The organism is Janthinobacterium sp. OK676 (assembly GCF_900103595.1).
Lineage (GTDB): Bacteria > Pseudomonadota > Gammaproteobacteria > Burkholderiales > Burkholderiaceae_D > Janthinobacterium.
In genome coordinates, this window is the sequence record NZ_FNHA01000001.1 from 81,614 (window position 1) to 105,223 (window position 23,610).

The 23,610-nt window shown below is 63.3% G+C and carries 24 protein-coding genes; 8 read left to right on the forward strand and 16 right to left on the reverse strand.

From position 1 onward, the window contains the following. Positions 1 to 19 precede the first annotated feature (19 nt). Entirely contained in the window at positions 20 to 1,075 is a 1,056-nt protein-coding gene (locus BLU39_RS00360) for an NAD(P)/FAD-dependent oxidoreductase (RefSeq protein ID WP_092708114.1), read from the forward strand. Here the strand turns inward: BLU39_RS00360 and BLU39_RS00365 are convergent. Genes BLU39_RS00365 through BLU39_RS00375 form a run of 3 tightly spaced genes read right to left on the reverse strand, consistent with a single transcriptional unit; the run spans position 1,031 to position 2,731 of the window. Then, positions 1,031 to 1,501, reverse strand: coding sequence for a hypothetical protein (locus tag BLU39_RS00365; protein ID WP_175539169.1), 471 nt, complete (start codon positions 1,499 to 1,501; stop codon positions 1,031 to 1,033). The two genes, BLU39_RS00360 and BLU39_RS00365, sit on opposite strands and share 45 nt — an antisense overlap. 45 nt (positions 1,502 to 1,546) lie before the next feature. Continuing rightward, entirely contained in the window at positions 1,547 to 1,792 is a 246-nt protein-coding gene (locus BLU39_RS00370; protein ID WP_092708117.1) for a DUF6434 domain-containing protein, read from the reverse strand. A gap of 57 nt (positions 1,793 to 1,849) precedes the next feature. Continuing rightward, positions 1,850 to 2,731 (reverse strand): LysR family transcriptional regulator, encoded by an 882-nt coding sequence (locus tag BLU39_RS00375; RefSeq protein WP_175539170.1) that lies wholly within the window; start codon positions 2,729 to 2,731, stop codon positions 1,850 to 1,852. Positions 2,732 to 2,828: 97 nt separating this feature from the next. Here BLU39_RS00375 and BLU39_RS00380 point away from each other — a divergent pair, with 97 nt between their 5' ends. After that, positions 2,829 to 3,407: a GNAT family N-acetyltransferase gene (locus BLU39_RS00380; protein WP_175539171.1), complete on the forward strand. Its 579-nt coding sequence runs from the start codon at positions 2,829 to 2,831 to the stop codon at positions 3,405 to 3,407. Positions 3,408 to 3,535: 128 nt separating this feature from the next. Next, the gene (locus BLU39_RS00385) at positions 3,536 to 5,020 is read left to right on the forward strand and encodes an MFS transporter (protein ID WP_302848388.1); all 1,485 of its coding nucleotides are present in this window, start codon (positions 3,536 to 3,538) and stop codon (positions 5,018 to 5,020) included. 4 nt (positions 5,021 to 5,024) lie between these two features. Here the strand turns inward: BLU39_RS00385 and BLU39_RS00390 are convergent, their stop codons facing one another. Together BLU39_RS00390 and BLU39_RS00395 are read right to left on the reverse strand one after the other, a co-directional pair. Further along, complete coding sequence (locus BLU39_RS00390; protein WP_092708129.1) at positions 5,025 to 6,083, reverse strand: alpha/beta hydrolase; 1,059 nt, start codon at positions 6,081 to 6,083, stop codon at positions 5,025 to 5,027. A gap of 85 nt (positions 6,084 to 6,168) precedes the next feature. After that, positions 6,169 to 8,457, reverse strand: coding sequence for a heavy metal translocating P-type ATPase (locus tag BLU39_RS00395; protein ID WP_092708132.1), 2,289 nt, complete (start codon positions 8,455 to 8,457; stop codon positions 6,169 to 6,171). 97 nt (positions 8,458 to 8,554) lie between these two features. Between BLU39_RS00395 and cadR the strand changes: the two genes are divergently transcribed. Next, positions 8,555 to 8,986, forward strand: a complete 432-nt coding sequence (gene cadR / locus BLU39_RS00400; protein ID WP_092708135.1) for a Cd(II)/Pb(II)-responsive transcriptional regulator — start codon at positions 8,555 to 8,557, stop codon at positions 8,984 to 8,986. Positions 8,987 to 9,026: 40 nt separating this feature from the next. Here cadR and BLU39_RS00405 read toward each other — a convergent pair whose 3' ends face one another. The 7 genes from BLU39_RS00405 to BLU39_RS00435 form a co-directional block, all read right to left on the reverse strand. After that, on the reverse strand, positions 9,027 to 10,577 hold the full coding sequence (locus tag BLU39_RS00405) for a methyl-accepting chemotaxis protein (protein ID WP_232731074.1): 1,551 nt from the start codon (positions 10,575 to 10,577) through the stop codon (positions 9,027 to 9,029). Between the two features lie 60 nt (positions 10,578 to 10,637). Beyond that, positions 10,638 to 11,105, reverse strand: a complete 468-nt coding sequence (locus BLU39_RS00410; protein ID WP_092708141.1) for a cache domain-containing protein — start codon at positions 11,103 to 11,105, stop codon at positions 10,638 to 10,640. Positions 11,106 to 11,343: 238 nt separating this feature from the next. Next, positions 11,344 to 11,769 (reverse strand): hypothetical protein, encoded by a 426-nt coding sequence (locus BLU39_RS00415; RefSeq protein ID WP_139178082.1) that lies wholly within the window; start codon positions 11,767 to 11,769, stop codon positions 11,344 to 11,346. Positions 11,770 to 11,783: 14 nt separating this feature from the next. Continuing rightward, a complete protein-coding gene (locus BLU39_RS00420) occupies positions 11,784 to 12,170 on the reverse strand; it encodes a hypothetical protein (protein ID WP_092708147.1) in 387 nt (128 codons plus the stop codon). Positions 12,171 to 12,281: 111 nt separating this feature from the next. After that, positions 12,282 to 12,833: a DUF4142 domain-containing protein gene (locus BLU39_RS00425; protein ID WP_092708150.1), complete on the reverse strand. Its 552-nt coding sequence runs from the start codon at positions 12,831 to 12,833 to the stop codon at positions 12,282 to 12,284. A 100-nt stretch (positions 12,834 to 12,933) separates the two neighbouring features. Continuing rightward, on the reverse strand, positions 12,934 to 13,587 hold the full coding sequence (locus tag BLU39_RS00430; RefSeq protein WP_092708153.1) for an SMI1/KNR4 family protein: 654 nt from the start codon (positions 13,585 to 13,587) through the stop codon (positions 12,934 to 12,936). Next, on the reverse strand, positions 13,584 to 13,991 hold the full coding sequence (locus BLU39_RS00435) for a MerR family transcriptional regulator (protein WP_092708156.1): 408 nt from the start codon (positions 13,989 to 13,991) through the stop codon (positions 13,584 to 13,586). Before BLU39_RS00435 ends, BLU39_RS00430 begins: the two co-directional genes overlap by 4 nt. Positions 13,992 to 14,180: 189 nt before the next feature. Between BLU39_RS00435 and BLU39_RS00440 the strand changes: the two genes are divergently transcribed. Further along, a complete protein-coding gene (locus tag BLU39_RS00440; RefSeq protein WP_092708159.1) occupies positions 14,181 to 14,975 on the forward strand; it encodes an SDR family NAD(P)-dependent oxidoreductase in 795 nt (264 codons plus the stop codon). 3 nt (positions 14,976 to 14,978) lie between these two features. On the opposite strand, the gene BLU39_RS00445 is transcribed toward BLU39_RS00440, so the two are convergent. Together BLU39_RS00445 and BLU39_RS00450 are read right to left on the reverse strand one after the other, a co-directional pair. Next, a complete protein-coding gene (locus tag BLU39_RS00445; protein ID WP_092708162.1) occupies positions 14,979 to 16,280 on the reverse strand; it encodes an NRAMP family divalent metal transporter in 1,302 nt (433 codons plus the stop codon). A 64-nt stretch (positions 16,281 to 16,344) separates the two neighbouring features. Then, a complete protein-coding gene (locus BLU39_RS00450) occupies positions 16,345 to 17,241 on the reverse strand; it encodes a LysR family transcriptional regulator (RefSeq protein WP_092708165.1) in 897 nt (298 codons plus the stop codon). Positions 17,242 to 17,342: 101 nt separating this feature from the next. Between BLU39_RS00450 and BLU39_RS00455 the strand changes: the two genes are divergently transcribed. Continuing rightward, the gene (locus tag BLU39_RS00455) at positions 17,343 to 18,782 is read left to right on the forward strand and encodes an amidase (protein ID WP_092708168.1); all 1,440 of its coding nucleotides are present in this window, start codon (positions 17,343 to 17,345) and stop codon (positions 18,780 to 18,782) included. A 113-nt stretch (positions 18,783 to 18,895) separates the two neighbouring features. Here the strand turns inward: BLU39_RS00455 and BLU39_RS00460 are convergent, their stop codons facing one another. After that, positions 18,896 to 19,324 (reverse strand): DUF2061 domain-containing protein, encoded by a 429-nt coding sequence (locus BLU39_RS00460; RefSeq protein WP_092708171.1) that lies wholly within the window; start codon positions 19,322 to 19,324, stop codon positions 18,896 to 18,898. Positions 19,325 to 19,629: 305 nt separating this feature from the next. Next, positions 19,630 to 21,003 (reverse strand): chitinase, encoded by a 1,374-nt coding sequence (locus BLU39_RS00465; RefSeq protein WP_254788836.1) that lies wholly within the window; start codon positions 21,001 to 21,003, stop codon positions 19,630 to 19,632. A gap of 376 nt (positions 21,004 to 21,379) precedes the next feature. On the opposite strand from BLU39_RS00465, the gene BLU39_RS00470 reads away from it, so the two are divergent. Together BLU39_RS00470 and BLU39_RS00475 are read left to right on the forward strand one after the other, a co-directional pair. Continuing rightward, complete coding sequence (locus tag BLU39_RS00470; protein WP_139178084.1) at positions 21,380 to 22,246, forward strand: hypothetical protein; 867 nt, start codon at positions 21,380 to 21,382, stop codon at positions 22,244 to 22,246. Then, the gene (locus tag BLU39_RS00475) at positions 22,246 to 23,229 is read left to right on the forward strand and encodes an OmpA family protein (protein WP_175539172.1); all 984 of its coding nucleotides are present in this window, start codon (positions 22,246 to 22,248) and stop codon (positions 23,227 to 23,229) included. The genes BLU39_RS00470 and BLU39_RS00475 overlap by 1 nt, the downstream gene beginning before the upstream one ends. The last annotated feature ends 381 nt before the right edge of the window (positions 23,230 to 23,610 follow it).

Below are 23,610 nucleotides of genomic sequence, written 5' to 3' on the forward strand. Positions count from 1 at the left end.
ATAAACAAAATTGGCAGATATGAATCATGAAAGCCCAAAGCGCATCGTCGTCATCGGCGCCGGCATCGTCGGCGCGTCGCTCGCCTACCACCTGGCCGGCAAGGGTGCAAAAGTCACCGTAGTCGAGGCGGGCGGCATCGCTTCCGGCGTGACGGGCACCTCGTTTGCCTGGATTAACACCTCCTGCGCCGGGCCCGACCCCATTGCGGCCCTGCGCGGCGGCGCCATCGCGGCCTGGCGCCGGCTGGAAACGCAGGTGCCTGGATTGAAAATGCGCTGGCATGGTGCCTTGTCGTATGGCACGCAGGATGGGCGGGTGTCGTCAGAATCCCTATTGATTGACCGCGCGCGCATCGCGCAGCTCGAACCGCAGTTGCGGCGGCCGCCGGAACAGGCGATCTTTGAGCCGGAGCAGGGCGCGCTCGACGCCGTTGCCGCCACGCATGCCTTGCTCGCAGCGGCCCAGGCGCTGGGCGCGACCGTCCGCACGCACACGCCCGTGCTGGGCTTTGCCGTCCAGGGGGCGAAGGTAACTGGCGTGGAAACGGCCGCTGGCCTCATCGAAGCGGACGTGGTCGTGCTGGCGGCAGGCACAGGTACTGCCAAACTGGCCGAGCAACTGGGCGCCAGTCTGCCCATTCATGCCTCGCCCGCGATTTTCATGCGCTACCAGGCGCCACCCGGCCTGGTGCGCGGCATCATTTCCAGTCATGCAATGGAAGTGCGGCAAGACGAAGATGGCACCATGGTGGCCGCGGAAGACTATGTGGACGAGGCGCCGGACAACCAGCCCGCCGCCATCGCGCAGCGCACGGCCAGCGCGATCAGCGATGAACTGGAAGGCGCCGAGTCCATCACGCCGGCATTCGCCTGCGTCGGCCTGCGCCCCATGCCCGCAGACGGCGTGCCCGTCATCGGCTACTTGCCGCAGGTCGAAGGCGCCTACGTGTGCGTCATGCATCCGGGTGTCGTGCTGGCAGCCATCGTGGGCCGGCTTGCCAGCGACGAAATCGTCACCGGCGAGCCGGCGTCAGCCCTGGAGGCTTGCCGGCCCGCGCGCTTCCTGGCGCTTTGATTCCTGGGGCACAGCGACGACAAACACGGGCAGGACGAACGGCGCGGCCTCCTGCTCATCGCCGTCGTCCGGCGGTGCCTGCATATAATGTTCGTTGCGCCAGTCCCCGTTCACCACGCGCTCGGCGATCAGCGCCAGATCCTGCGTTTCGCGCAGTTCGCAGCGAAACGGCAGCCGGCCATGCGAGCGTGAAACCAGGCTGAACCGCAACTGGCGGCATTGCGCATCGTGCCAGCAGTAGAACAGCATCTCCTCGCCAACGAGCGCGCTGCTGCGCGCCGCGATCAACTCTTCGATGAATTCAACGATATCGGCCGCATGGATCTGCGGCGTTTCCTCGTCCGTGGGCGAAAAGCTCCACATATTGCTGATGGCTTCGTGATTGATGTTGTCGGGATCGATCTCCACGAGATCGTCTTTTGCCATGGCGAGCCAGCTGCTTACAACCGTTGAGTGAATCATGTAAGGCTTTCAGTACTTATCGGTATTTTCTATTGAAGCATCGCCAGCTTGAGGATGCCGACGCATCCATTCATCCGCGACATCGCCCATGGTTTTGGCGGCGCCATCGCTTATCCAGGCCATGAAATCACGGTCCAGCTTGAATCCCGGGCCGCACTGGGCTAACAGGAAGCGCCTGACGTTTTGCGTGTTTTTATAGTGGGCGTCGACGCTTGTTTGCCGGGTAATGACGCTACCGTGCCAATCGAAATTCATGCTGTTTCCCTTGAATGTACAGAGCGTGCCATTCTAGATCATGGGTGTCCAGTCGTCTCACCCCCTTGGCCCATCGAGCAACAACTCCGCCAGCCTGGTCGTCAGCCACAAACTCGTCTCGCTGAGCTTTTTTCCATGAATTGACAAGCGCCGCACCGGCAGGCGCGACAGTGCCAGCGCAGGGCAGGGCACTTCCTGCAGATAGCCCTTGTAATTGTCGTAATTGGCGATATTCAGCGGCAAAATCGCCCAGCCCAGCCCGTCCGCGACCATTTCCGCAATACTGTAAAAGCTGTCGGAAAACCAGACGGCTGGGCTGAAGGCGTGTTCGCGGTTGAGCTCGGAATCCATGATCAGCTGGCGGTAGCGGGTCAGCTCGTTGCGGCTCACTTCCTGGCCATGCGCCATGGCGTGGCCTTTTGCCACGAACACGCCTTGCGCCACGCTGCCGATGTGCTGCTGTTCCAGCACGGGCGAGATGGGGCCGCGGTCGAAGTGGAAGGCCACGTCGGCTTGCTGCTGTTCCACGTATTGCGCCACTTCCGACGCCGTGGCGTTGAGCATCACCAGTTCCAGCGCCGGGTAGCGTGCCGCCAGTTCCTTCACCAAAGTGCCGATGGCCAGGTAGGGCAGGGCTTCATCCAGGGCCAGGGTCAGCCGGGCTTCGGGCGCCTCGCTCAGCAATTGCGCGCGCAGCTGCAATCGCTCGGCTTGGCGCAACAGTTCGCACGCTTCCAGATGCATCACCTTGCCCGCTTCCGTCAGCACGGCGCTGCGGCGCGAGCGGTCGAACAGTTCCACGCCGAATTCCGCTTCCAGCAGCCCGATCGAGGTGCTGACCACCGATTGGGCGCGGCCCAGCCGGCGCGCCGCGCCCGAGAAAGAGCCGGCCGCGACGGCCGCCTCGAAGTAGCGCATTTGTTCCAAAGTCCATTGCATGGCATCCACCTATCTGTTTTACAGATGGATTTTAACTTGAATGCCATCCAGGGGCGACATAAACTGTCTTTACATTTTCAATAACACGAGATCCGCCATGAAAAACGCTCAAGCCAATTCACCCGCCATCAGCTTCAGCTGGTGTCACGACGCCACCGCCGAAGATGCGCTCTGCAAGCTCTACCTCGACAACGTCAGCGCCGACTATATCTCCCATTCGGAACTGCAAGGCGAGCGCGCCGATGCGCCCGGCAACTGGCGCGCGGACTTGCCTGAGGTCATACGCGGCGAAATCCGCGCCGCCCTGTCGCACGACTGGGCGCATGGCGATTCGACCCTGCTGGCCGTCGCCACGTCGGGCGAGGCCATCGTCGGCATGGCCTTGGTTTCCATCGATACGCGCCAGCGCGCCTCGAAATCGTTCGCCGCGCTGGACGACCTGGTCTTGCTGCCCTCCGTGCGCGGTAGCGGCATCGGCAGCCAGCTGGTGGAATGGGTTGCCGACGAGTTGCACAGCCACGGCATCGCCCGCTTATTCCTCGAATGCGGCGCGCACAACCTGACGGCGCAGAAATTCTTCCAGGGCCGTGGCTTCAAGCAAGTGTCCGTCGTCATGCTGCGCGAACTCGACGTGGTGACTTCCGCCGTGGACGACAAGGATGGCGACCGTGGCTGACGCCCGCCGCCCCCGACAAGCCCAGGCCCGTGGCAGCCTGGAACGTAAATATTTGCGCAGCTCCCGCTTTATCCATACCGATAGTTGTTAAAAGTTATACTAAAATCCATGAGTTGTTTATGCATCCAATGAAAAAATGGATGACGCTGGCCATCGTCTCCAGCGCCTTGTTCCTCATCGTGGTCGACATGACCGTGCTCTACACCGCCTTGCCCGCGCTGACGCGCGACTTGCAGGCCTCCTCCTCGCAAAAACTGTGGATCATCAACGTCTACGCGCTGGTCGTCTCCGGTCTGTTGCCCGGCTTCGGCACCCTCGGTGACCGTCTGAGCCACAAACCCGTTTTCCTTGCCGGCTTGGCCGTGTTCGGCATCGCCTCGCTGTGCGCCGCGTTTTCGCCCGCGCCCGAATGGCTGATCTTTGCCCGCGTGCTGCTGGCCATCGGCGCCGCCCTGATGATGCCGGCCACCTTGTCCATCATCCGCCTGACCTTTACGGACAACCGCGAGCGCTCGTTCGCCATCGGCGTGTGGGCGGCGATTGCCTCCGGTGGCGCCGCGTTCGGTCCCGTGCTCGGCGGTTTCCTGATGGAGCATTACTGGTGGGGTTCCGTGTTCCTGATCAACGTGCCCATCGTGCTGCTGACCCTGGTGCTGGCCGCCGTCGTCCTGCCGAAACGGGCCGGTAACCGCGACAAGCCGTGGGATCTGATCGGCTCGCTGCAAATCATGATGGGTCTGCTCGGTGGCGTGTACGCGATCAAGGAGCTGGGCAAGTCGCAGCCGTCGTATGCGCTGGCCGCCTGTGCTTTCGCCGTGGGCGCCTTCTTCATGCTGAAATTCGTGCGCCGCCAGAAGCGGCAAGCCAAGCCACTGATCGACTTCGCCCTGTTCCGCGAACTGCCGTTTTCCAGCGCCGTGGCCGCCGCCATGGTGGCGTCCGCCGCCCTGATCGGCATGGAGCTGGCGTTGAGCCAGCACATGCAGCTGGTGCGTGAATTATCTCCGCTGGAAGCGGGTCTGCTGTTGTTGCCGCTGCCGCTGGCGTCCGTGTTTGCCGGGCCGCTGACGGGTTTCATGCTGCCACGCGCCGACAAGGCCAAGGTGCTGTGGGGTTCGCTGCTGCTGTCCGGCATTGGCATGGCGTCGTATCTGGTGCTGCATGATGCCGCCGTCTCCGCGCAAGTGGCCAGCCTGGTGATCCTGGGCCTGGGCCTGGGCGCCGTCATGACGGCCGCGTCCAGCGCCGTGATGCTGAACGTGGCTCCGCAGCAAGCGGGCATGGCCGCGTCGATCGAGGAAGTGTCGTACGAACTGGGCGCCGTGATCGGCGTGACGGTGCTGGGCACCATCTTGTCGGCCGTCTATAGCGCCACCCTGGTGATTCCGGAAAGCGCGGGCCTGTTGCCGAACGCCCATGACACCTTGGATGCGGCGCTGCTGGCTGCCGAGCAATTGCCGGCAGAACTGGGCTTGCAAGTGTCGGAACTGGCCCGCTCGGCTTTCGACAAGGCATTTATTGTCGTGCTGGCCACGGCTTCCGCCATCCTGATGGCGGCCGCGGCCGCCATCCGCCACCTGCATCTGCGGGCGCGCCGGGCGATCTCGGTCTGATGGATCAGCGCTTGAGCAACGGCGCCACCTTGTCGCGCAAGACCGTCCATTGGGCGTCGAGCACGGCCTGGTTGGGGTCGTGCCCGGCGCGTTTCACCAAGGTAAAATCCTTAGCCGGCGCCGTGATGCTGTCAAAGTAGGTGCGCGCGATGGCGGGCGAGGTCAGCAAGTCCGCTTCGCCCATGATGAAAAACACGGGCAAGTCAAAGCGTGTGCCCAGCGCGGGCAGGTCGACCTTGGCGAACATGCCAGCGCCACGCAGGCCGATGAACTGGAGGTACGAGTAGTCATCGGCCGCCTCGGCATCGGCCAGCGCTTGCGGCGTGGCGTAGAACGGCGCCGGCTGCCACCAGTGTTTCGGTGGCGCATCCGTTGCCAATCCTTCATATTTGCGGTCGAAGCGGCGCAGGATGCCGAAGTTGCGCGGATCGCGCCATGGCGGCGCACCGAGCGCCGTCAGCTTGTCCACCGTGGGCGCATCGTTCGCGGCTTGCGCCAGCGCCATCACTTCCCGGTACATGCCCGTCTCATTCTCGCGCGCATTGACCACCTGCGCCGTGCCGATATACGCGTGGAACAGGTCGGGGCGCGCCTTGGCCATGTGCACGCCCAGTATCGATCCCCAGGAACTGCCCATCAAAATGACTTTCCGCTGGCCCAGATGCTGCTCGATATAGCGGGCCACGGCGACGCCGTCGTCGCGCATCTGTTCCACGGTCAAGGTCACGCCTTCCGTGGGCCGCTGTTTCGCATACGTCATGCCGGCGCCGCGCTGGTCCCACTGCACCAGGGTGTAGTGGCGCTCCCAGCCGGCATAGATGGCGTCCGCAAAAGGACTGAGCGCGTTGCCGGGGCCGCCATGGATGAACAGGATCACGGGATTGCCGCAGGCGGCGCCCGTGACCGTGATCCATTGCTCGATGCCATTGATGGACACATAACCTTGCTCGCGGACGGGCTGTGCGGGCGAGGCGCAGAGGGACGGAGAGGCGGCAGGTTCGGCGTGCAGGCCGGCGCTCAGCAGCAGCGCGGCCAGCAGGGTCAAGCGGGGCAGGAGTGTCATCGGCTACTTTGGCGGAGAGGGAGGTCAGCCGCCAAAGTAGCTTTTTTTACAGTAATTGTCCAGATGGAAATATTTTTTGCGTGGACTATGCTTGCTTACTCTTGCGCAGCAAACGCAAGCCGTTCGCCACCACCAGCAGGCTGGCGCCAACGTCGGCGAACACGGCCATCCACAAGGTCGCCATGCTGGCCAGGGCCAGGCCGAAGAAGACGGCCTTGATGCCGATGGCAAAGCTGATGTTTTGCACGAGGATGCTGCGCGTGCGCTGGCTCAGGCTGATGAATTCAGGCAATTTGCCCAGTTCATCATCCATCAGGGCCACGTCCGCCGTTTCGATGGCCGTGTCGCTGCCGGCCGCGCCCATGGCAAAGCCGATGTCGGCTTGCGCCAGGGCAGGGGCGTCGTTGACGCCGTCACCGAGCATGGCGACCACGCCGAATTGTTGCTGCAAAGCCTTGATTTCATCGAGTTTATTCTCCGGCAGCAACTCCGCCTTGACCATGCTGACGCCCACTTCTGCGCCGATGCGCTGCGCCGTCAGCGCATTGTCTCCCGTCAGCATCACGGTGGTCACGCCCAGCGCATTCAATCTGGCAATGGCGGACGCCGCCGTCGGGCGCAGCACGTCGGCCACGGCGATGACGCCCAGCGCTCCTGCTGCGGTAGCCAGCACCATGGCCGTGTACGCCTGCTGTTCCAGCCCCGCCAACATGGCTTGCAGTTCTGGCGTCAAGACCTGCAATTCCGTCATCAGGCGGGCATTGCCCAGGTAATACGTCTGGCCATTGATCGTGCCTTGCACGCCGCGCCCATGCAGGGCGGCAAACTGGGTCACGGGCAAGTGGCTGCTGGCGGGCGGACCGGCCTTGACGATGGCGGCGGCCAGCGGATGGGCGGAATTGGCGTCCAGGCTGGCGGCCAGCAGCAAGATGGTGTCGCGGCTGCCGCCGTCGAGCGCCATCACGTCCGTCACGGCCGGTTTGCCCATGGTCAGGGTACCCGTCTTGTCGACGGCGATGGCCTTGATGCGGTAGCCCGTTTCCAGGAATTGCCCGCCCTTGACCAGAATGCCGCGCCGGGCGGCCGCCGTCAGGCCGCTGACGACCGTCACCGGCGTGGAAATGACGAGCGCGCATGGGCAGGCGATCACCAGCATCACCAGCGCTTTATATACCCAGGCCATGAATGGCTGGCCCAGCAGCAACGGCGGCAGCACGGCCACGAGGATGGCGAAGACGACGACGGCCGGCGTGTAGTAGCGGGCGAAATTGTCGACAAAGCGCTGCGTGGGCGCCTGCTTGCCCTGGGTTTCCTCGATCACCTTGACGATTTTCGCCAGGGTGCTGTTGCCGCTGTTGGCAGTGACGGTGACGTCGAGCAAGCCCCGTTCATTGATGGTGCCCGCATACACGACGTCGCCCACGGTCTTGTCCACCGGCATGCTTTCGCCCGTGATCGGCGCCTGGTTGACGGATGACTCGCCGCTGGCCACCACGCCATCGAGCGCGATGCGCTCGCCCGGCTTGACGCGCATCAAGGCGCCGATCGCCACCGTGGCAACGCTCACCTGGTTCCAGGCGCCGCCGGCGTCGGCCACTGTCGCCGTATCGGGCGCCAGCTGCATCAGGCTGTGCACGGCGTTGCGCGCCCGGTTCAGGGACAGGCCCTCGATCAGCTCGGCGATGGCGAACAGGAAGATGACCATGGCCGCTTCCGGCCACTGGCCGATGGCGACGGCGCCGAAGACCGCCAGGCTCATCAGGAAATTGATGTTCAGGGTGAACGTTTTCAGGGCGATCCAGCCCTTTTTCAGGGTCGGCCAGCCGCCCGTGGCAATCGACAGCAGGGCCAGGGCGATGACGAGGGGCGAACTGTCTTCATGCGTGGTCCATGCCAGCGCTTCGGCGCCAGCGGCGGCCAGGCCGGAGACGACCAGCAAGCCTTTTTGAAGGCCGCTCAGGCTGCCTTCATTCGGATCGCGCGCAACTGGCGCGTCCGCCTCCATGGGAATGGCTTGCATGCCGATGCCGTGCAGGGCCGCTTCCACCGTGGCCAGTGTAGCCAGGGTGTGGTGCACGTCGAGCACGCGGTTCATCAGGTTGAAATCGAGGCCCACGACACCCGCCAGATTGGCCAGCTTGTTGCGGATCAGCTGCTCTTCCGTGGGGCAATCCATGTTGGCGATGCGGTATTTGGCCGTGCTCGCGCCGGCGATGGCCGCGCTGGGCAGGGCTGGACCAGCCGGGACGGCAGGCGTGGACGAGCATGCATGCTGGCTGGAGCAGCAGCTGGCCGCCTTGGGCGCGTGCTTGTGCTCATGGCCGTGCGCATGGGCGTGGTCGTGATCGTGGCTAACGTGGCTATCGTGTGGCATCGCATTCGTCCTTCCGGTTTCGTGTATGCTTCCATTAGAAAGCCTGTAGCCGCTACAGGGTCAAGCGCAATTTGCATAAAAATGAAAAGGGGATGCCATGCGTATCGGAGAACTGGCCAAACGGACAGATTGTGACGTGGAAACCGTGCGTTACTATGAAAAGGCGGGCTTGCTGCAGGAACCGGGCCGCAACAGCGCCGGCTACCGCGAGTACCGCGAAGAACACCAGGAACGGCTGCAATTCATCCGCCACTGCCGCTCCCTGCAGATCGGCTTGACGGATATCCGCGCCTTGCTGGAATTTAAGAACAATCCGGCTGAAGGTTGTCAGAGCGTCAATGAATTGCTCGACCACCACATCTTGCGCATTGCCGAGCAAATGGCGAATCTGCAAACCCTGCAGCAGCAGCTGATGACCTTGCGCCACCAGTGCGACCAGCCGCAGCCGTCGCAAGACTGCGCGATCCTGCAAAACCTGTCCGAAGCGGCCAGCGGCCACGACTGCGCCTGCCATACCGAACTGCATTGAAGCGCTGGCGTCCGCCGGCCACTATCTGATCGCACCGGCGCTAACGGGGCAGCAAGGGCGGGCCGCCATCGCCCAGGCGGAAGGCGTCGACCACGCGCAATAAATCGTGCGCCTGGTCTTGCATGCTTTGCGCCGCGGCCGCCGATTGTTCGACAAGGGCGGCATTGCGCTGGGTCAATTCGTCCATTTCCGTGATGGCATTGTTGACTTCCTCGATGCCCTTGCTCTGGCGCTGGCTGGCCGCCGTGATGTCGTTCATGATTTCCGTCACCTGCTGGACGGAGGCGACAATATCGCCCATGGTGCGCCCGGCGCTGTCGGCCAGCTCGCTGCCCGTTTCTATCCTGGCCACGGAATCCTCGATCAGCTGCTTGATTTCGCGGGCCGCCGTGGCCGAGCGCTGCGCCAGGCCCCGCACTTCGGTGGCGACGACGGCAAAGCCGCGCCCCTGTTCGCCCGCGCGCGCCGCTTCCACGGCCGCATTCAGGGCGAGGATATTCGTCTGGAAGGCGATGCCGTCGATGACGGCGATGATGTCGACGATGCGCCCGGAACTGGCCTTGATCGAGCCCATCGTTTCGACCACCTGGCCCACGACGCGGCCGCCTTCCAGCGCCACATTCGACGTCGACAGCACCATCTGGTTGGCCTGGTGCGCATGGCTGGCATTCTCGCGCACGGTATCGGTCAAGGCATGCATGGACGACGCCGTTTCTTGCAAGGAATGGGCTTGCGACTCGGTGCGGGCCGACAAGTCCGCATTGCCCAGCGCGATTTCACTCGCTTCCACCGTGATGGTGGAGCCCGCCTGGCGTATGTCGCCCAATAAGGTGTTCCAGTTTTTCAGCACGGTGGCCAGCGCCCGGGTCAGCTTGCCCACCTCGTCGTCGCCCCGGGCTTCAATCGACGTGGTCAGGTCGCCGGCGGCCAGGCTTTCGGCGGCGCGGCAGGCGTCGTCGATGGGGCCCACCACGGAACGCGCCACCCATGTGGCGATCAGGGCCAGCAGGGCAAAGCCGGCAACCATGGTGCCCAGCGACAACCAGCCGGCGCGTTGGCCCGCATTCTTTGTCTCCTGCAAGGCCTCGACCGTGCGGTGGTCGAGGTTGAGCAGTACCTGGCGCAGCTGTCCGCGCACTTGCTGATAATGTGTGGCGGCATTTTGCATGGCCGCCACGCCCGTATTCGGGTCCATCGACGCCAGGTCCAGCGCCTGCGCCACGCTGGTACGGTAGCGCTCGACACCGGGCAGCGCCTGGCCCGCTTCCGTGGCGGCACCCGAGAATTTCTGCAGTTCCTTCAAGCCTTGCGCGATGGCGTTCAGCTGGCCATCCGTTTGCGCGCCGAACTGCTTGAACTGCTCGTCCGACAGGCTGGCCGCGATGGCGATCTTCGCGTACACGTCGGCGTGCACCTGGCCCAGGGCAATGGCTTGCTGGTTGGCCAGCCGCTCGGCCGTCAGGGTGACGTCTTTCAATTCGTGCATGCGCTGCTCGTTCTGCTGCATGGCGAAGTAGGACAATGCCCCCATGGCCAGCAGGCAAGCCAGCGCGACCACCGGGACGATCAACATCTTCTGTGCGATTTTCATTGTGGCCCATATCGTCTAGAGAGCGGGAAACCATCCCGGCGCTGGCGGCGCGGCGGCTGGCTACAGGTAGATGCCGCCGCAGACGACGGTCTCGGCCAGCTTTTCGCAGTACATCACTTTCGGCTCGATCTTCTTGGTTTCCGGATTCGTGAATTTGTATTCCTGCCAGAACGTGCCCTTGCTCTTGGCCAGGTCGACACGTTCCTTGACGAAAGCCTTGCCATCGATATCTTTCAGCTCGATCAAGTTCTTGCCCACCATTTTCGGGTTGGCGCCATGCGCGGCGACCGTGCCGTCGAGTTTATAGACGACCAGGTACAGGTCGTGCAGGATGAATTGGGGCGCCTTGGCCGTGATGTCGCCATACGCCTTGGCGTCGCCGGCGCTCTTGATGTAGGCCACGCCTTTCTTGACCATGGCTTCCGCGTCGGCGCGCGTGGCGCCGCCTTCGGCGGCACTGGCGGCCAATGGCAGGACGCTGGCGGCAACGATGAGCGACAGGCAAATGGCAGGGGCGAACTTGGGCATGAGAATCTCCTTCACATTGCGGCAGGGGAAACCGGCGGGGAACCGGTGCGGTGAGGCGGCGTCTGTGGAAGTGCCGACGGTTCATGGTAGCGCGATGCCAGCGGGCATGCGCTGGTGCAACAGTATTTTTTTGAGTGGGGCGTTTTTGCAACGCTGCGCGCAGGCCGCCGCAATTGCGTTTTCAGAGGGAAAGAGATACCGCAGGCTATCGTGTCGATAGTGTGGCGCGGGTGCCGCGCTACCGGCCGGCCCGCTCTTCCGCCGCCGCGCGCGCCAGGTCGTCGCGCCAGTCCTGCTGCGCCAAGCGGTAGATATCGGCGAAAAAGGCGCGCGGATCGTCCATGTCATCCCACAAGGCGGGCAGGGCGTAGGTGCTCTCGGGGTCGTGCTCGAGGATGGCGCGGAAATCGTAGTCAGGGTCTTGGAGGGCCTGCGCCAGCACGGTCACCAGCGCATGGCGGTGGCGGTAGCTCAGTTCCTTGTACTGCGACGTGATGTCGCGGCGTATCAGCGCCGCGCGCTGGACCGGGTCGTTCATGTTCCACGTGCCCAGCTCCACGCCCACGGTGTGTTCGCGGTCGTACACGTCGAAGGGACCGAGGAAATGGTAGAGCGTGGGTTCATATGACACGTCAACCCAGGGACTGCGCAGGCCGTTTTGCATGGCGACTTTCCCGTTCACGCGCATACAGGCAGGGTCCAGCCTTCATCACCGAGGTCGGTCGGGTAGATGGCGCGGGTCTGGTTCTCGCCCCAGCGCGCATGGTCGAGGATGCCGTCTTCGTGCATGTCGAGCACCCATTCCGTGCTTTCGAGCAAGGTGCCATCCTTGTGGTAGACGCGGAAGAAGGTGGACGTGCTCAGCGCGCGCACGATGTTCTGCGGCACGCCGTCGCCGTAGCGCGGCACATAGGTCTTGATCACGCACGTGCCCTTGTCGTTCCATTGCTGCGCATACACGGTGGCATTGCGCGCCGCGCTTACCTTGATGAAGAGCCAGCCTGCCAGCAGGAGAATGAGCAGGAAGGCGGCGGCGATCAGGCCGGTTTTCTTGAGTAGCTGCATGAGGTCATGGCATGGCCGAAAACGAAGTTGCCGCATTGTATGTCAAGAGCGGACATGCTTGCCGTACGGCACGTACAGCAAGCATGTCACCGCTAACTGCCGGCAACTTGGCTATTTGCCCACCGCCGCGTGCAGGGTATTGGCCATTTCCAGGTGATGCTGCAACGCTGGCAAGGTCTTCGCGGCAAAGGCCTTGATGTCGGGATCGCTGGCCTTCTGGCTGGCGTCCGAGAACAGTTTCACGGCCTCCTTGTGCGCCGCCACGCCGATGGTGGCCGCATATTCCCGGTCGAATTGCTGGCCTTCCAGGCGGCTCAGCTTGTCGAGCTGCGCCTGGTGCTTCTTGCCGGGCTGGTCGCTGACCTCGATCTGCTTGCTGCTGGCCAACTGTTTCAGCTCGTCAGCCACTTTCGTGTGGTCCGTAACCATGGTATCGGCGAATGTCTTCACTTGCGCATTGCTGCTCTTGCTTTGCGCTACTTTGCTGGCGGCAATTTCCGTGCTGCCCGCATCGGCGGCCTTGCTGAGGAATTGCTTGTCGTACGCGCCCGGCGCGGCAGCGGCGATGCTGTTGATGGCGATGCCGCTCAACAAGGCCACGGCGGCGCCGATGGCCACGCTTTTCAGGGACGGGGTACGCGAACTGGTGGTAGGGATAGGCATGGGAAGTCCTTTCGAGTGTGGTTTTTTATGCAAGCTGATGACAATATTAATCCCTCAGTTCGCGCACACCCATAGGACGCCTACGATTATGCCCGTAGGACTAGTCCTGTTCGTTAGCGCACAGTTCGACCTGTTTCAGAGCAAACAAAGCGGAGATGCCGGCATCGCGGCGCCAGGCCGGCATGCCGATGTCGAGCCATTGCGCCATCGCCTCCAGGTGCGATGGTTCCGAAACGCTGTGTTCGAGTTCATCGAGCACCGTGTCGCGGTCGATGTACAGGCTGTCCAGCCAGGCGTCGAACGAGGGCGCCAGTTCCATCAGGCCGTGGGCGCGCTTGCCCGTCCAGTCCGGCAATTCCTGCACGTAGGCCAGCACCCGGCCGCCGCCTTCCTCCGTCAGGTCCAGGTAGACCATGAAATTGCCGCCATCGCGGGCGAAGGGCAGGATGCGCACGGGCATGTCCGTATGCTTGCGCGCGGCACGGATTTCACCCACCAGGGTTTCATCGCAAAAATCGCCCTCGTCCGCGCTGAAGAAGGTATTGAAGCCCATTTTTTCCACGCCGCCATTGCCGTCAGGCACATCCGTGGTGTAGTCAAAACAGGCGCCGTTGGCAACTTGCAAGAAGGCCAGGAAGGCGGGCGGCAGGGGCGCTTCCAGCAAGACTTCGATGGCGGCGATCTGCTGCGCCGTGGGGGCAGGCTTGGCGCCCTCGATGGCCAGGTGGCGGTAGCGGGTGTAATAGTTGCTCATTGATTCTCCTTGTATTTGTTCTTGTCTATGTCCACTGGCGCCACATCGTTGCAGCCCGTCTCCACCTTGGCCAGCGCATCGACGAGGCCGGCACGCAGCACGGCCATCGAGCGGGCCTTGTCGTCGATCTGGGCAATCTTCGTTTCCAGCATGTCACGCTTGGTGGCCGCATCGAGCGCATTTTCCTGCCAGACAGCAATCACCTCGGCGATTTCCTTCAAGGTAAAACCCAGCGCCTTGGCGTGGCCGATCAGCTCGATGCGCCGCAAGGCTTGCGCCGAATATTCCTTGTAGTTATTCGTCAGGCCCGGCTGCGGCGCTTCGTCCAGCAGCCCCTGGCGCTCGTAAAAGCGGACCGTATCCTTGCTGACGCCCGTCAGGCGGGTGATTTCTCCGATGCGCATAGCTTTTTGACTTTCTACTAATTTGTGGAACGCGAAAAATGGGCAGGGCAAGGTGTATTGGCGCAGACAGTACGCTAGTACGGCAAGTCAATGCAACGCAGCCATGTGCATTTTTTTGCGTTCCACGCTTGACCGTGGACTAAAGTCTACAGTTTACAGTAAAGCTCTCTTCACTACGACTCAATTCCCATGACCGCCTTCAATTACACCAAGCAGACCGTGCTGATCACGGGCGCCTCGTCCGGCATCGGCCGCGTCTTTGCGGAAACCCTGGCCGCGCGCGGCGCCCATTTGCTGCTGCTGGCCCGTTCCGGCGCCGTGCTCGACAGCCTGGCCAGGGAACTTTCCCAGCGCCATGGCATCCGCGCCCATGCACTGGTGGCCGACCTGAGCCTGCCCGGCGCCGCTGCGCAAGCCCATGCGCAAGCTTGCGCGCTGGGCATGCCGCCCGACGTGCTGATCAATAACGCGGGATTCGCCACGCACGGCCGCTTCGAAAGCATCGACCTGGCGCGCCAGGCGGCCGAAGTGACCGTCAATTGCACGGCGCTCATGGAAATGACGCACTGCGTCTTGCCGCACATGCTGGCAAAAGGGCGTGGCGCCATCATCAACGTGGCTTCCACGGCGGCCCTGCAACCCGATCCCTACATGGCCGTGTATGGCGCCAGCAAGGCTTTCGTGCTGTCGTTCTCGGAAGCGCTGTGGGCGGAAAACCGCAGCCGCGGCGTGCGCGTGCTGGGCCTGTGCCCTGGCGCTACCGAGACGGCCTTCTTCGACGTCGTGGCCGCGCCCGAAGCGGCCGTGGGCAAGCGCATGGATCCGCAAGCCGTCGTCGATGAAGCGCTGCGCGCGCTGGACCAGGGCCGCAGCAGCCACGTGGCGGGCCGGCCCAACCGGCTGCTGGCCTGGCTGCCGCGTTTGCTGCCGCGCCAGACCGTGCTGGGCATCGTGGAAGGCATGCTCAAGCCGAAGACGGCATAGGCTTCAACATGCCATGGTGGCGAACATGGCCAGCACGGCCGTCGCCATGACGATGGTCGACAGCCAGCCCAGCGCCCGCAGGCGGCGCGAAATGGTGAGCGTGCCCATGATGGCGGGGCGCGACGCCATTACCATCATCAGGGCCATGATGGGCACGGAAATGACGCCATTGATGACGGCGCTCCAGTACAGGGCCTTGATGGGATCGAGCGGCGTGAAGCACAGGGCCGCGCCGATCACGGTGGCCGTGACGATGATGCCGTAGAACTTCTTGGCGGCCTTGGGCGCCAGTTCCAGGCTGTTTTTCCAGTGGAAGGCGCCGGCCATGGCGTAGGCGGCCGAGCCTGCCAGCACGGGAATGGCCAGCAAGCCCGTGCCGATGATGCCCAGGCTGAACAGGGCAAAGGCGAACTCGCCGGCGATGGGGCGCAGGGCGGACGCGGCCTGGGCCGACGTGTCGATATGCGTGATGCCTTGCGCGCCCAGGGTCACGGCCGTCGTCAGCATGATGAAAAATGCCACCAGATTGGAAAAGCCCATGCCGATGGCCGTGTCCATCTTGATGCGCTGGAATTGCCGTGGCGCCTGCTCGGGCGCGCGGCGCAAGGCTTGCGCACTGGCGTCCGCCTGCAAGTCTTCCACTTCCTGCGATGCCTGCCAGAAAAACAGATAGGGACTGATCGTCGTGCCGAACACGGCCACGATCATGGTGACCGAGGCGGCCGACCAGCTGAACTGGGGCCAAACGGTGCGCAGCGCCACTTCGCGCCAGGGAATGTGGATCGTCAGCACCGTGGCCACATAGGCGAGCAAACCCAGGGTCAGCCATTTCAGGATGCGTACGTATTGTTGATAGGGAATGAAGACTTGCAGCAACAGGGACAGCAGGCCGAAACCGACGGCGTACAGGTGGGTGGGGCCGCCGATGATCAGGGTCAATGCATCGCCCATGGCGGCCACGTCGGCGGCGATATTGATGACATTGGCCAGCAGCAGCAAGCCGACGATGGCGTACAGCAGGGAACGGGGATAGTGGCGGCGGATATTCGTCGCTAGCCCATGGCCGCTGACACGGCCGATCTTGGCGCTGATGACCTGGATACCGAGCATCAGCGGAAAGGTCAGGCAGACGGTCCACAACATGCCGAAACCGAACTGGGCCCCCGCCTGCGAATACGTGGCGATGCCGCTGGGGTCGTCGTCGGCCGCGCCCGTGATCAGGCCGGGGCCCAGCTTGCCCAGCCAGGTGTCGGACGGGTCCGCCTGCTGGCGGGCGGCGTGTGCGCGGCCGCTGTCGGTGTGCATGCATGGCTCCTGTGTCGTGAAGCGAGCAGCGTATCACAGGCGGGTAGCGTCTTTGACAGATAACTCACAGGGCCGTCATGATGCGCTCGCGCAGCCAGCGGTGTGCCGGGTCCAGGTGCATGCGCTCGTGCCAGACCATGGCCATCTCGTAATCGGGCAGGCTGACGGGCGGCTCCCACGTGCGCAGATCGCCCAGCGCGTTTTTCAGCAGGCGCGACGGCAGCAGGGCGACCATGTCGGAGGCGGCCAGCAAGGGCGGGACGATAAGGAAATGCGGCACGGACAGCACCACCTTGCGCGTTCGTCCCAGCAATTCCAGCGCCGTATCGACGTTGCTGCGGAAACCGCCGCCATTGGGCGAGACGACGATGAATTCCAGCGCGCAGAACTGGTCGAGGTCGGGCGGCGCTTGCAGCTGCGGATGGTCGCGGCGCCCCGCCAGCACGTAGTGCTCAGTAAACAGGGTGCGGTGGCGCAGGCCGGGCGGCGCCTCTTCCTGCGCCAAAAAGCCCAGGTCGACCTGGCCGTTTTCCAGGTCTTGCGCCATGCGCGCCGGCACGGCTTCGAACACGGCCATGCGCGACAGGGGCGCCTGCGCGCGCAGGGCGGGCAGCATGGGCAGCAGGATCGCATATTCGGTGGCGTCGGCCGCCGCCAGATTCCAGAGCACCTGGGCCGTGGCAGGATCGAAGGCCTGTTCCGGCTGCAAGACTTGCTCCAGCTGGGCCAGCACGGCTTGCAAGGGCGCGAACAGGGCCAGCGCCCGGGCCGTGGGCAGCATGCCGCGCGGGCCGGGCAAGAGCAGCGGATCGTCGAAGGCGGCGCGCAACTTGCCCAGCTGCACGCTGACGGAAGGCTGGCTCAGGTGCAGCCGCGCGGCCGCCCGCGTGACGTTGCGCTCGATCAGCAAGGCATTCAGGGTCAGCAGCAGGTTCAAGTCCAGCTTGCGCAAATTGTTCACGGCTATACCTTGTATATCGACTATTCATTTCCACTATGATAGCGCAAGCCCTACAGTAGTTCCTGTGATTTTCACTCTTCATCTTTTACAGGAACTAACCGATGCAACTCCATGAATATACAAGCTTTGATGCTCTGGGACTGGCCCAGCTAGTGCGCGATGGCACTGTCTCCGCCGCCGAATTGCACGATGCGGCCATGCGCGCCTGCGCCGCCGTCAACCCGCACATCAATGCCGTGGTAGAACTGTGGCCGGCGGATGTGGCGGCCATTGACCACGCGGCGCCGTTCGCCGGCGTGCCCTTCCTGATCAAGGACGTGGCCGTCACCATGGCGGGCCAGCGCAGCGAAGCGGGCAGCCGCCTGGGCGCCGGCCACGTCGCCGCGCTGGATTCCCACCTGATGACGCAGTTCCGTCAGGCGGGGCTAATCACCTTTGGCCGCACGAGCACGCCGGAAATGGCTTTTGCCACCACCACGGAGCCCGTGCTGTACGGCGCCACGCGCAATCCCTGGAACCTGGCATTGAGCGCGGGCGGCTCCAGCGGCGGCGCGGCGGCGGCTGTGGCGGCCGGCATCGTGCCGCTGGCCCATGCCACGGATGCGGCCGGTTCCATCCGCGTGCCGGCCGCGTCGACGGGCCTGTTCGGCTTGAAACCGAGCCGGGGACGGGTGTCGAACGGCCCCGCCATGGACGAAATCTTCAGTGGCCTGGGCGTGCAGCTGGGGGTGAGCCGCACCGTGCGCGACAGCGCCGCCTTGCTCGATTGTGTGCAGGGCGTGCTGCCAGGCGAGCCCTATGTGACGGCTGCGCCCGGCCACAGCTGGCTGTCGCAAGTAAGCGTGGCGCCGGGCAAGCTGCGCATCGCCGTCCAGCGCGCCGCCTGCAATGGCGCGCCTCCCGTGCCAGCCATCAATGCCGCGCTCGATGCCACCGTGCGCCTGCTGGAAAGCCTGGGCCACCACGTGGAAGAAGTGTCGCCCGCGCTGGGCGTGTCGTGGGAAGCGTTCGTGTACGCCAACGCCAGCATCTGGTGCGCCAACCTGGTGCCGTGGATAGACGCCCTGGCGCAGGAAAGCGGGCGCGCCGTGTCGCCGGACACCCTGGAAGCGGCGACCCTGGCCTGCTACCGCCATGGACAGACGGTTTCGGCGGTCGATTTCGTGGCCGCCCTCGACGTGCGCAACATCGTCACGCGCCAGGCCGGCGCCTTGTTCGGCCAGTACGACGTGTTGCTCACGCCCACGATGCCGGATGTGCCATGGCAACTGGGGCGCTATGGCGAAGACGAGGAAAAACTTGACGGTGTTGGCTGGACGGCGCGCCTGTTCGAGCATGCGCCGTACACGCCGCTGGCGAACGTGGCGGGCTTGCCGGCCATGTCCGTGCCGCTCGGCATGTCGAATGACGGTTTGCCGATCGGCATGCAGTTCATGGCGGGCTATGCGAACGATGGGATCTTGCTCCGGCTGGCGGGACAGCTGGAGCGGGCGGCGCCGTGGCTGCAGCGGCGTCCGCCTGTTTGGGCGGGCAAGGTGTAAGCATGCCTTCCAGGCGGCTGAAACCGGCCACCATAGCGGCTTTGGCCAGCGGCAAGAAGCCGGGGTCGGACCCGCCGGGTCCGACCCCAGTCCCTGTTCTTGGGGGGAAAATATCAGGTGGGCAGCGTCGCCAACGGCGCCGTGCCGCGGCCGTCCAGGCGAAAGCGGGCTTTTTCCCACAGCCGGTCGTGGAAGGGCAGCACGATCACGTTGCAGATCGGCTCGACCACGGCCAGCAAGCCGCCAAACGCCATGGAACCGGTGGCCCAGTACATCACGCCGAAAGCCACGCCCATGTGCAGGGCCGTCTGGCTGAGTTTTTCACCGGCCAGCGCGGCAAAGCCCAGGCGGCTGGCGGCATAGCGGCGGCGGATCGCATGCCAGGCTTTTTCATGCCATGGCAACAAGGCCACGTTGATGATCGGTTCGATGATGGCGGCCAGACCTCCGAGTGCCAGCGACCCCGTCAGCAAGTAGGCGAGGCCGAAGGCGATCGACATGTGCGTGCAGACCTGGCTGAATGTTTTGATGGCGGTGAACAAGGGATGCTCCTTTCTGTTGAATTCGCTTATCCTTGATTTAGATAGTAACGATTCTCATTTACAAAAGAAAGTAAAATTTTTCAACTGGACTCATAGATTGAAGCTATGGGTTGAGAAATATCAATTGCCCCTGCTGTGGGCACATCCCGCGCCGGGTGGACGCGACTGCCGCGCAAGTGGCCGGTTTGCTGGTCGCCACCATGGATGGCGTCAAGCGGACGCAAGGGGGAGGGGAGGCGTTGCGCCAGGGCATGGCGCTGCGCATGTAAGCGGCAAAGCTCGCATGCGCAGTGGGGCCAAGGCTGTTACGGCAAGGTCTTCAGCACGGTCTTCGTCGGCACGGAGAAATTATAGTTATCGTGGCGGTCCCAGTTGATTGACCACGTCATCACGCCGCGGAAGTCCGGATACGCCTGCAGCGGCTTGATGGTGCCGCAGTTGAGCAAACGCGTCAGGCAATTGAGGGCGTTGCTGACGTCGGCATTCGTCGTGAAACCCGAGCCGGCCGAGCTGCGCCCCGACGGTACGCCAAAGCCCACCTGGTCCGGACGCAGGCCGGCGAAGGTGTTGCTGCCGTAATTGAATCCTTCGATCAGCATGCGCGCCGTGGCCACCAGCTGGTCGGCCGATCCCGCCTTGATGGCGCCCGTGGCGTACGGCGTATAGATATCGCCATTGTTGTAGTACTGCGGGTGCAGCACCGTCAGCTCCGAGCGCAGGGCGTTGATGATGGGAATGTAGGCGCCCCAGATGCTGCCGTAGCTCGTGTAGCCCCCTTCCACGTACACCCATTCCGGCGCCATCGACAGGTAAAAACTGCTGCCGACCTTGGCTTTCAGGTTTTTCACGGCGATCGGCAGATAGGTCTGGATGGCCGCGCCTTGCGCCACGCCGTTTTCCAGGTCCAGGTCGATGCCGTCGAAGCCATATTTGGTGATGATGGCGTACAGGCTGTTGGTGAAATTCGTCGCTTCGGCCGTGTTGCCGACGGAAACGGAACCATTTTGCCCGCCCAGCGACAGGATGACTTTCTTGCCCTTGGCCCGCTTGGCGGCCACGTCGGCGATGAATTGCGCTTCCGTGCCCGCGCCCGGATCGATGGTCAGGCTGACATTGCCGCCGCCCGCGTTGTCGCCGAACGAGACGACGATCACGTCCCAGTCATCGCTGACCTGGCTGATCGGATACGTGGCGCCGCTGGGGTTGGTGAAGTTGTGCCAGTAGCCGATCAGCGCATGTTTCGCCAGGCCCGTGGGGGTAGGGGTAGGCGTCGGAGTTGGAGTCGGAGTAGGTGTCGGAGTTGGCGTCGGTGTCGGGGTGGGTGTCGGGGTGGGAGTCGGCGTAGGTGTTGGGGTAGGCGTGGGTGTCGGAGTTGGCGTAGGAGTTGGTGTCGGCGTGCCGCAGTCTCCCACCGCCGTCCAGGGCTGGCCGCTGCCGGCGCCGCCGCTGCTGATCGACGGGTTATTGCCTTGCGTCCACCAATTGGCGGTGTAGTTGACGTTGTTGTAGCTGGCCTGACCGCCGCCGTTGTAGGCCGTGCCGCTGTTCCACGGCGTGTAGCAGGCGACCGCTTGCGTGGCGCCGGCCAGCAGCTGGCTTGCGCCTGCGCTGGATCCGTCGCCGCCACCGCCGCAGGCCGCCAACGTTCCCCCGAAGAGGGTAATGATGAGGGTATTCATGACTGTCCGGTTCATTGCGTCTCCTTGTGTATTTTTTTGCCGGCCGGCTGGACACCGTCCGATTTTTCAGAGTGCAAGCATTGCAGGTGGTAGTCAACTGGTTTTATTCTTTGCGCAAGATCACAATACCAGTTGCCATCTTTCCCTGGTAGACCGGCGATGCGGGCCATACCAGTGGCTGTTTTCTGGCGTGCTGGTATGGTGCCATGAATGGCGCCGGGAGCAGGGCGGGGAAGGGAGGTGGGCGGTTGCGGCAGCGTCTGCCCGGCCACGGTGACAATTGTTGTAGATTTTCATTGTGACAATAAACGTATTTCCACGTCCATCTTCGGCGTATCGTAGCGCATATTGTTATTGCCTCACACAGGGGATAAGAATGAAAACACTGCGCCTGCTGATTTTGTGGCTTTGTGCCATTGCCGCAAGCGCCATGCTTGCCGGTTGTGCAAGTTTGACTCCCGAGTTGACTCCCCAGCAAAAAAAGCTGGTCGGCAACGCGCAAGGTAGTTGTCCTGGCATCACGGGAAAGGATGGCCGGCTGGCGTTCGAGCTCAAGCCTGTCATCGAGGGCAAGGAAATGAATCCCATCACGTCCAGGTGGAGCTCAACGGGCGTCGGTGACGAAGCCCTCGTCAAAACCCTGTTCGCGCAGCGCCTGTGCATCCTGGAAGAACTTGCCGCGCGGCCTGACCAGGCGGCCATGACGCAGGTGCATGAGCGATATATGGAGGAGATTTCCAGAGGCATCAATGCCTGGCCCGCCTACGATGCGGCGCAGTACGAGCAGCAGCTGGCGCGCTTGTCCGAGCAAAAAAAGGCGCATAAAGCGGCCGTCAACGCCAGCTTTTCAAACAAGCGCCATGAGATTGATTCCGTCGTGCTTGTTGCTGCGATTCCTTACTATGATTTCCTGCACATCAAGGAAGTGGATGTGGAGTGGAAAAAAGGAAGCGCGGCAAGCGGGACGAAAACAGTAAGTTCGGCTGCCAAAGTGTGTCTGACCAAGGACGATTTTTCCGTCGCCATCCGGCCAGCGCTCGACCAGACGCGCGCGATTGTCATCGGTCTGGGCATGGGAAAGTATGACGAAGCCCAGGCGCTGCGCCTGATGCTCGAGCAGATTTACGAGGCGGGCGGCCAGCGCCTGGTCAACGCCCGCGACGCCAGCAAGCATGCGCCGGCCGTCACATGCACGGTGTCCGGCGGCGAGAACGCCGTGGCCGCCGGCCCGGTCGCCAAATAATGAGTCCCTACCTGGAAGTGATCATCCCGGCGGCCCTCGCGCTGTATGCGGGTTTCCAGCACGAGGGCCGCTGCAGCATCGAGCCGGCCGTGCATCCGCTGGCGGAAAACATGTGCCAGGGCTTGCGCGCCGCGTTTGAAGATGGCTGCAAGACGCTGCTTGAGGTACCGCTCGGCAAGACCGGCATCTATCTGGCCGGTTCCTATTCCATCAAACCCGTTGCGTTTGCGCCGCTGGTCAGGGAGAAGGTCCAGGAAGGCTATTCGGCTTGCGTCGGCTTCTGGAGCGGTTCGATCGACTATGACACCTATCAAACGGCGCTGGAACAAAAAGCCAGCGTCTTGAACGCGATGTTCAAGGCCGTGGGCAAACCGGGCAGCGCCGCACCGGTCCTCGACGCCGCCGTCGCCAACGGCGCCCGGCGCGACGACGTGATGGACGCCAAGGTGGCGGCAGGGGACTTGCGGCAAGATTGCATGGGCCCGGCGACCATCAAATGCGGGCACATCACGACGCCGCCGACAGGATCCGTGTTCATCCCGCCAGACCCGCAGACCGTCAATCGCCTGTCCGCCGCCGTGGCCGACCTTGCCCAGGAGATCAAGCGCCAGAACGAGCGCGACCAGCCCGTCGCCGCCGGCGGCCCCGAAAAATGGACGTTGGCGGCCGAAATCAGCTTTGCGACGGGTAGTTCGACGCCCAGGCAGCAAGACTGCGTACGGCTCGCCGCGAACGTGACAAAAGTGTCCCCGAACGCCCAGCGCGTGCAGATTGCCGGCGCCGCCGACGAGCGCGGCACGCCGGCCGCCAACGACGCGCTTAGCCTGCAACGCGCCGCATCGGCAGCGCTATGCCTGGCAACGCATGCGCCATCGAAACGCTGGGGCATTGAAATTACCGGCGCAGGCAGCCTGGCCACATCGCCAGCCGAATACGCCAGAGCACGCCGCGCAACCGTGTTCGTTTTGGAACAGCGGCCGTAGTGGCACGCATTGACAGGTCGGCGGGCGTGCTGGACGGACTGCGAAGCGCGGCGCAAAGCAGCAGCCAAAAGCGAACTCGAACAGAGCCAATACCAAAGATAGGCGAACGTGTGCGCTGTGTGCGGGCTGGGCGGTGCATCGAGGCGCGAAGGAAAGACTATAGCGCCACAGCCGTGCGTAGAAGGCCGAAATCGCATTTGCGATTGTACAAGTTGCAAAATGAGGGATTTGACGAATCCATCCATAACTTCGCATAATTTATATTATGTAAAATTATAAAGTAGTGGAGAATCAAAGTGTTGCATTCAACTCCTCGAAAAAGTCTAACTTTCACGAAATTACGTAAAGCCAAACACCCTTCTATTCCCCGCATGGCCTTGC

Bases quoted from the DNA above. Each gene is read 5' to 3' on its own strand.
- BLU39_RS00385 (WP_302848388.1), top strand. From the start codon at position 3,536: ATGAAAAAATGGATGACGCTGGCCATCGTCTCCAGCGCCTTGTTCCTC.
- BLU39_RS00455 (WP_092708168.1), top strand. From the start codon at position 17,343: ATGCAACTCCATGAATATACAAGCTTTGATGCTCTGGGACTGGCCCAG.
- BLU39_RS00375 (WP_175539170.1), bottom strand. From the start codon at position 2,731: ATGCAATGGACTTTGGAACAAATGCGCTACTTCGAGGCGGCCGTCGCG.
- BLU39_RS00470 (WP_139178084.1), top strand. From the start codon at position 21,380: ATGAAAACACTGCGCCTGCTGATTTTGTGGCTTTGTGCCATTGCCGCA.
- BLU39_RS00445 (WP_092708162.1), bottom strand. From the start codon at position 16,280: ATGCACACCGACAGCGGCCGCGCACACGCCGCCCGCCAGCAGGCGGAC.
- BLU39_RS00420 (WP_092708147.1), bottom strand. From the start codon at position 12,170: ATGCAGCTACTCAAGAAAACCGGCCTGATCGCCGCCGCCTTCCTGCTC.
- BLU39_RS00435 (WP_092708156.1), bottom strand. From the start codon at position 13,991: ATGCGCATCGGAGAAATCACCCGCCTGACGGGCGTCAGCAAGGATACG.
- BLU39_RS00415 (WP_139178082.1), bottom strand. From the start codon at position 11,769: ATGCAAAACGGCCTGCGCAGTCCCTGGGTTGACGTGTCATATGAACCC.
- BLU39_RS00395 (WP_092708132.1), bottom strand. From the start codon at position 8,457: ATGCCACACGATAGCCACGTTAGCCACGATCACGACCACGCCCATGCG.
- BLU39_RS00365 (WP_175539169.1), bottom strand. From the start codon at position 1,501: ATGGCAAAAGACGATCTCGTGGAGATCGATCCCGACAACATCAATCAC.
- BLU39_RS00425 (WP_092708150.1), bottom strand. From the start codon at position 12,833: ATGCCTATCCCTACCACCAGTTCGCGTACCCCGTCCCTGAAAAGCGTG.
- BLU39_RS00380 (WP_175539171.1), top strand. From the start codon at position 2,829: ATGAAAAACGCTCAAGCCAATTCACCCGCCATCAGCTTCAGCTGGTGT.
- cadR (WP_092708135.1), top strand. From the start codon at position 8,555: ATGCGTATCGGAGAACTGGCCAAACGGACAGATTGTGACGTGGAAACC.
- BLU39_RS00390 (WP_092708129.1), bottom strand. From the start codon at position 6,083: ATGACACTCCTGCCCCGCTTGACCCTGCTGGCCGCGCTGCTGCTGAGC.
- BLU39_RS00405 (WP_232731074.1), bottom strand. From the start codon at position 10,577: ATGAAAATCGCACAGAAGATGTTGATCGTCCCGGTGGTCGCGCTGGCT.
- BLU39_RS00430 (WP_092708153.1), bottom strand. From the start codon at position 13,587: ATGAGCAACTATTACACCCGCTACCGCCACCTGGCCATCGAGGGCGCC.
- BLU39_RS00410 (WP_092708141.1), bottom strand. From the start codon at position 11,105: ATGCCCAAGTTCGCCCCTGCCATTTGCCTGTCGCTCATCGTTGCCGCC.
- BLU39_RS00360 (WP_092708114.1), top strand. From the start codon at position 20: ATGAATCATGAAAGCCCAAAGCGCATCGTCGTCATCGGCGCCGGCATC.
- BLU39_RS00465 (WP_254788836.1), bottom strand. From the start codon at position 21,003: ATGAATACCCTCATCATTACCCTCTTCGGGGGAACGTTGGCGGCCTGC.
- BLU39_RS00370 (WP_092708117.1), bottom strand. From the start codon at position 1,792: ATGAATTTCGATTGGCACGGTAGCGTCATTACCCGGCAAACAAGCGTC.
- BLU39_RS00440 (WP_092708159.1), top strand. From the start codon at position 14,181: ATGACCGCCTTCAATTACACCAAGCAGACCGTGCTGATCACGGGCGCC.
- BLU39_RS00475 (WP_175539172.1), top strand. From the start codon at position 22,246: ATGAGTCCCTACCTGGAAGTGATCATCCCGGCGGCCCTCGCGCTGTAT.